This window comes from Nocardioides sp. NPDC057772, assembly GCF_042798075.1.
Lineage (GTDB): Bacteria > Actinomycetota > Actinomycetes > Propionibacteriales > Nocardioidaceae > Nocardioides.
Genome location: NZ_JBHVKN010000251.1, coordinates 1 through 6590 on the forward strand (window position 1 = coordinate 1; position 6590 = coordinate 6590).

At 70.5% G+C, this 6590-nt stretch carries 6 protein-coding genes; all 6 read left to right on the forward strand.

Translation table 11 applies throughout. The features are described 5' to 3' along the window. The first annotated feature begins 58 nt into the window (after window positions 1-58). The gene (locus ACFVJS_RS25255) at window positions 59-1246 is read left to right on the forward strand and encodes a PucR family transcriptional regulator (protein ID WP_378886154.1); all 1188 of its coding nucleotides are present in this window, start codon (window positions 59-61) and stop codon (window positions 1244-1246) included. Between the two features lie 102 nt (window positions 1247-1348). Further along, window positions 1349-2539, forward strand: a complete 1191-nt coding sequence (locus ACFVJS_RS25260) for an acyltransferase domain-containing protein (RefSeq protein WP_378886156.1) — start codon at window positions 1349-1351, stop codon at window positions 2537-2539. Then, entirely contained in the window at window positions 2536-3522 is a 987-nt protein-coding gene (locus tag ACFVJS_RS25265) for a beta-ketoacyl-ACP synthase III (RefSeq protein WP_378886158.1), read from the forward strand. The genes ACFVJS_RS25260 and ACFVJS_RS25265 overlap by 4 nt, the downstream gene beginning before the upstream one ends. 54 nt (window positions 3523-3576) lie before the next feature. Continuing rightward, window positions 3577-3828: an acyl carrier protein gene (locus ACFVJS_RS25270; RefSeq protein WP_008364250.1), complete on the forward strand. Its 252-nt coding sequence runs from the start codon at window positions 3577-3579 to the stop codon at window positions 3826-3828. Between the two features lie 91 nt (window positions 3829-3919). Further along, window positions 3920-5188, forward strand: a complete 1269-nt coding sequence (locus ACFVJS_RS25275) for a beta-ketoacyl-[acyl-carrier-protein] synthase family protein (RefSeq protein WP_378886160.1) — start codon at window positions 3920-3922, stop codon at window positions 5186-5188. Further along, window positions 5188-6590 (forward strand): acyl-CoA carboxylase subunit beta (locus tag ACFVJS_RS25280; protein WP_378886162.1); only part of this gene is annotated, 1403 nt, incomplete at its 3' end. The genes ACFVJS_RS25275 and ACFVJS_RS25280, both read left to right, overlap by 1 nt.

Below are 6590 nucleotides of genomic sequence, written 5' to 3' on the forward strand. Positions count from 1 at the left end.
GAGCCAGAGGGGTCGGATGCGCCGACTCGGCATGTCATGAGATGTACTAAGCGCAAGAATGGACAACGTGACCGCAGTGATCCCGCCCACCCGCCAGCGCACCGCACAGGCGTTGCGGCGTGCCACCGGCCGGCTGGCGACGGCCGCGACGTCGCGTATGGACGACGCGATGCCGTGGTTCAAGGATCTCTCCGCGAAGAACCGCTCCCTGGTCGGCCTGATCGTCCAGGCAGGCATCAAGGAGTTCGTCGGTTGGTACGCCGGCGGCGCCTCCGCAGACACCGCCAAGCCGGACCTGGCCGCCTCCATGTTCGGCGTCGCGCCCCGAGCCCTGACCGGCATCATCACGCTCCAGCAGACCGTCGACCTGGTGCGGCTCTCGATCGAGGTGGTCGAGGCCAACATCGATGACCTTCTCGGTCCCGAGGACGCCGCCGACGTCCACGAGGCGATCGGCCGCTACGCCCGCGAGGTCGCCTTCGCCACCGCCGAGGTCTACGCCCGCGCCGCCGAGCAGCGCGGCGCCTGGGACGCGCGGCTCGAGGCGCTCGTCGTCGACGCGGTCCTGCGCGCCGAGACCGACGAGGTCGTCCTCTCCCGGGCCAGCGCGCTCGGCTGGGACGCCGACCTGCAGCTGTGCGCCGTGCTGGGCCACGCACCCGAGGGCATCGGCCTCGACGCCGCCTTGGAAGAGGTACGCCGCCGCGCCCGCGTCCACGACATGCACACCCTGTGCGCGGTCCAGGGTGACCGGCTCGTCGCCCTCCTCGGCGGCATCGAGGACCCGCTGGAGGCCGCCGAGCACATCGCCGACCTCTTCGCCGACGGCCCCGTCGTGGTCGGACCTTTGGCGAAGGGGCTCGCCACCGCCGCCGAGTCGGCGCGTGCCGCCCTCTCGGCCTACCGGGCCGCGCCCGGCTGGCCGGACGCGCCGCGACCGGCGCGGAGCCAGTCGTTCCTGCCCGAGCGCGCCCTGGCCGGCGACGCCTGGGCCCACCGCTACCTGATCGAGCATCTCTACCAGCCGCTGGTGGAGGCTCGCAGCACCCTGATCGAGACGCTGGCTGCGTACTTCGCCGCCGGAGGCGGCCTCGAGGCGACCGGACGCACCCTGTTCGTGCACCCCAACACGGTGCGCTACCGCCTCAAGCAGGTCGCCGAGCTCACCGGATTCACTCCGACCGACTCCCGCGACGCTCTTGCGCTGCAGGTCGCGCTGATCCTCGGCAGGCAACAGGACCATTAACCCTGGTGTGGGCGTGAATTGTAGAACCCCTACAAGCTTGCCTGACAGATATCGTCGCTGCCGAAGGTGAACCAGGACCCCTCCAGACGGGACCATCGTTCCGTGCTCGTCATTGTCGCCCCAGGACAAGGTGCTCAGACACCAGGATTCCTCACCCCATGGCTGGAGGACCCCGCTTTCGCCGCTCGTATGGAGTGGCTCTCAACCGTCGCAGGCATCGACCTGATCGACTACGGCACCAATGCCGATGCCGAGACCATCCGCGCCACCGAGATCGCCCAGCCGCTGCTGGTCGCCACCGGCCTGGTCGCCGCGCTGCAGCTCTTCCCGCAGCCTGCGGACGCCTTCGCCAAGATCGGCGCCGTTGCCGGCCACAGCGTCGGTGAGATCACCGCCGCCGCCGGCGCTCGCGCGATCAGCGCCGAGCAGGCGATGGTGCTCGTCCGTGAGCGAGGCAAGGCCATGGCCGAGGCCGCCGCGAAGACGCCGACCGGGATGACCGCAGTCCTCGGCGGAGACCGCGAGGAGGTTTTGGCCGCGATCGAGAAGCACGGCCTCACCCCCGCCAACGACAACGGCCCCGGCCAGATCGTCGCCGCGGGCACGCTCGAGCAGCTCGAGGCCTTCGCCGCCGAGCCGCCCGCCAAGGCACGGCTGATGCCGCTCAGCGTCGCCGGCGCCTTCCACACCAAGCACATGGAGCCCGCCGTCGGCCACCTCGCCCGGCTGGCCCAGAGCGTCTCGACCCACGACCCGCGTACGCGCCTGATCAGCAACAAGGACGGCCAGATCGTCCACGACGGCGCCCAGGCCCTGGACCGCATCGTCGGCCAGATCGCCAATCCCGTGCGCTGGGACCTCTGCCTCGACACCATGTCCGACATCGGCGTGACCGGCATCTTGGAGATGCCGCCGGCCGGCACCCTGACCGGCATCGCCAAGCGTGCCCTCAAGGGCGTCGAGACCTTCGCCCTGAAGACGCCCGACCAGCTCGAGGACGCTCGCGCGTTCGTCGAGAAGCACGGCGAGGCCAACCCGATCGAGACCACGCCGACCTGGCGCATGGTCGTCGCCCCGGCCAAGGGCACCTTCAAGCTCTCCGAGCAGGTGTCCGGGCTCGACCTCATCCCGGCCGGCACCGAGATCGGTGCCATCGCCAGCCTCCGCGACACGATCGCGATCACCTCGGCCCACGGCGGCGAGGTCATCGAGTGGCTGGTCGAGGACGGCGACCTGGTCTCCCCCGGTCAGCCCCTGCTCCGCCTGCACCCGACGGGAGTCCACCACTCGTGATCTCAGCCCCTACAGGTGCCCCGCACGCCCGCATCCTCGGCGTGGGCGGCTACCGCCCGAGCCGGGTGATCCCCAACAGCGAGATCGTCGACCTCATCGACTCCTCCGACGAGTGGATCCGCACCCGCTCCGGCATCGTCGAGCGCCGCTGGGCGAACGACGAGGAGACCGTACAGATGATGTCGGTCGCCGCCTCCCGCAAGGCGCTCGACCAGGCCAAGATCAGCATCGACCAGATCGACTGCGTCATCGTCGCCACCGTCAGCCACATGCGCCAGACCCCCGCCGTCGCCGCACTGATCGCCGACGAGCTCGGCGCGAACAACCCGGCCGCCTTCGACGTCTCGGCCGCCTGCGCGGGCTTCTGCCACGGCATCGCGATGGCCAACGACTTCATCCGCGGCGGCAGCGCCCGTCACGTACTCGTCATCGGCGTCGAGCGCCTCTCCGACATCACCAACCCGCACGACCGCGGCACCGCCTTCATCTTCGCTGACGGCGCGGGCGCTGCGGTCGTCGGCCCGAGCGAGGAGCCCGGGATCGGTCCGGTCGTATGGGGGTCCTCCGGTGACAAGGCCGAGCTGATCCAGACGCCCGACTGGTTCGAGGCAAACGAGGCCAAGGAGACGCCCTGGCTGACGATGGAGGGCAATCCCGTCTTCCGGTGGGCGTCCTTCGCGATGGCCAAGGTCGGCCAGGAGGCGCTCGAGAAGGCCGGCATCACCGCCGACGAGCTCGACTGTTTCGTGCCTCACCAGGCCAACATGCGCATCGTCGACGCCCTGGCCCGCTCCATGAAGCTGCCGGAGACGGTCAAGATCGCGCGTGACATCGCGACCATGGGCAACACCTCGGCCGCCTCGGTCCCGCTCGCCCTTGAGCGGATGATCGAAGAGGGGCAGGCTCAGTCGGGCGACACCGCTCTGCTCATCGCATTCGGCGCCGGGCTGGTCTACGCCGCCCAGGTCGTCGTCCTTCCCTAGTCCCGCACCATCCAGAGTTTCACCACAAAGAAAATCCGAGAGGAAGCACCACACATGGCCACCACCGAAGAGATCCGCTCCGACCTCGCCGAGATCGTCAACGAGGTCGCCGGCATCGATGTCGCCGACGTTCAGCTCGACAAGTCCTTCGTCGACGACCTCGACGTCGACTCGCTGTCCATGGTCGAGGTCGTCGTCGCTGCCGAGGAGAAGTTCGGCGTATCCATCCCCGACGAGGAGGTCAAGAACCTCAAGACCGTTGGCGACGCGGTGAGCTTCATCGAGAAGGCTTCCGCGAACGCCTGACGCGCCCCGGCGGCTCGGCCAACCCTCCCAGGCCGAGCCGCCGGACCTTCCTCACCTGATCCCAACGCGCCACACACCCCACGGAGACCACATGAGCAGCCGCACCCGAGTCGTCGTCACCGGATTGGGCACCACCAACCCTGTCGGCGGAGATGTAGCCACCACCTGGGATGCCTTGATCGCCGGCCGCTCCGGCATCCGCGAGCTCACCGAGGAGTGGGCACAAGACCTTCCCGTACGCATCGCCGGCCGCGTCGCGGTCGAGCCGTCCGAGGTTCTGGAGAGGGTCAAGGCCAGGCGCCTGGACCGCTCCGCGCAGTTCGCCGTGGTCGCCGCGGCCGAGGCCTGGAAGGACGCCGGCTTCGAAGGCACCGCCACCGAGGCAGGCCTCGACGGTGAGCGCCTCGGCGTCGCCGTCGCCACCGGTATCGGCGGCGTGACCACCCTGCTCGACAACTACGACACGCTTCTGGCCAAGGGGCCGCGCCGGGTCAGCCCGCTGGCTGTCCCGATGCTGATGGCCAACGCCTCGGCCGCCAACATCTCCCTGACCTACGGCGCCCGCGCCGCGGCTCAGACCCCGATCTCTGCCTGCGCCTCCGGCTCCGAGGCGATCGCCCTGGCCGCTGACCAGATCCGTCTGGGACGCGCCGACGTCGTGCTCGCCGGTGGCACCGAGGCAGCGATCCACCCGCTGCCGATCGCCGCGTTCGCCAACATGATGGCCCTGTCCAAGACCGCGTCCGGCCCCGACGGGGGCGACCCGACCGCGGTCAGCCGTCCTTGGGACACCGGCCGCGACGGCTTCGTCCTCGGTGAGGGTGCCGGCATCGTCGTGCTCGAGTCCCTCGAGCACGCCCAGGCCCGTGGCGCCCGGATCTACGCCGAGGTTCTCGGCGCCGGCGTGACCGCCGACGCCCACGACATCGCCCAGCCCGACCCGGAGGGTCGCGGCGGCAGCCGTGCCATCCGGCGCGCGCTGGAGGACGGCGACATCGACCCGAGCACGATCGCCCACGTCAACGCCCACGCGACCTCGACCCCGCAGGGCGACATCGCCGAGGGCCTGATGCTCCACGCCACCCTCGGCAAGCACGTCGAGAACGTCGTGGTCACCTCGACCAAGTCGATGACCGGCCACCTCCTCGGTGGAGCCGGAGCCCTCGAGACCGTCGCGACCGTGCTGGCGATCCACCACCGTCAGTCGCCGCCGACGATCAACCTCGACAACCTCGACCCGGCGGTCGAGCTCGACATCGCCACCAAGGCGCGGGACCTGCCGGTCGGCGACATCGCGGCCCTCAACAACTCCTTCGGCTTCGGTGGCGCGAACGTCGCGGTCGTCTACGGAAGCATCTGATGACGATCACGGCGCCTGCACCGGTCCCCGCGGCGAAGCAGAAGCTTCCTCGCGACCAGGACCCGCGCAACCCGCTGACCCGTCTGAAGGCGCTCTTCGACGAGGACACCGTCAAGCTCATCTCCCCCGACGACGATTCCGGCATGCTGGCCGCCGTCGGCGAGGTGGACGGCACCCGCGCGGTCGCCTTCTGCTCCGACGCCACCGTCATGGGCGGCGCGATGGGTGACCTCGGCTGCCGGGTGGTGGTCGACGCCTACCACCGGGCGATGACCGACGGCATCCCGATCATCGGCCTGTGGCACTCGGGCGGGGCCCGTCTGGCCGAGGGTGTGCTCTCCCTGCACGCGGTCGGTCGCATCTTCCACGCGATGACCCAGGCCAGCGGCAAGATCCCGCAGATCTCCGTCGTCCTCGGCCCGGCTGCCGGCGGCGCGGCCTACGGTCCGGCCCTGACCGACGTCGTCATCCTCGGCCCCGAGGGCCGCATCTTCGTCACCGGCCCGGACGTCGTACGGTCCGTCACCGGCGAGGACGTCGACATGCTGCGCCTCGGCGGCCCCGAGCCGCACGGCCGCCGCTCCGGTGTCGTCCACATCCTCACCGAGTCCGAGCGCGAAGCGCTCGACAAGGCCCGCACGGTCACCTCCCTCCTCGGCTCCCAGGGTGGCCTGGACGTCGCCTCCGTCGAGGACAAGGACCTCGCCGAGCAGTTGCCGGAGTCGAAGAAGCGCGCCTACGACGTACACCCCCTGGTCGAGAACATCCTCGACGAGGGCACCACCCAGGAGCTGCACGCTCGCTGGGCGCCCAACATCGTCACCGCCCTGGGGCGCTTCGGCGGCCGCACCGTCGGTGTCGTCGCCAACAACCCGCTGCGGCTCGGCGGCTGCCTCGACTCCCTCTCCGCGGAGAAGGCCTCCCGGTTCGTACGTCTCTGCGACTCCCTCGGCGTTCCGCTGATCGTCGTCGTCGACGTCCCCGGCTACTTGCCGGGCGTCGGCCAGGAGTGGGACGGGGTCGTCCGCCGCGGCGCCAAGCTTCTGCACGCCTTCGGCGAGTGCGTGGTCCCCCGGGTCACCCTGGTGACCCGCAAGACCTACGGCGGCGCCTACATCGCCATGAACGCCCGCTCCCTCGGCGCGACCAAGGTCTTCGCCTGGCCGGGGGCCGAGGTCGCCGTCATGGGCCCCGTCGCCGCGATCCGTATCCTGCACCGCCGCAAGCTCGCGGAGGTCGCGCCCGACCTCCGCCCTCAGGTCGAGGCGGAGCTCGCGGCCGAGCACGAGCGGCTCGCCGGCGGGGTCGACAAGGCCGTCGAGATCGGTGTCGTGGATGAGGTCATCGAGCCTTCGGCCACCCGGAGCGCGATCGCCGCCGCCTTCGAGGAGGCGATCCAGAC

What these genes read in the sequence shown, in the direction of transcription:
- ACFVJS_RS25255 (WP_378886154.1), top strand. Translation starts at nt 59, where the DNA reads ATGGACAACGTGACCGCAGTGATCCCGCCCACCCGCCAGCGCACCGCA.
- ACFVJS_RS25270 (WP_008364250.1), top strand. Translation starts at nt 3,577, where the DNA reads ATGGCCACCACCGAAGAGATCCGCTCCGACCTCGCCGAGATCGTCAAC.
- ACFVJS_RS25275 (WP_378886160.1), top strand. Translation starts at nt 3,920, where the DNA reads ATGAGCAGCCGCACCCGAGTCGTCGTCACCGGATTGGGCACCACCAAC.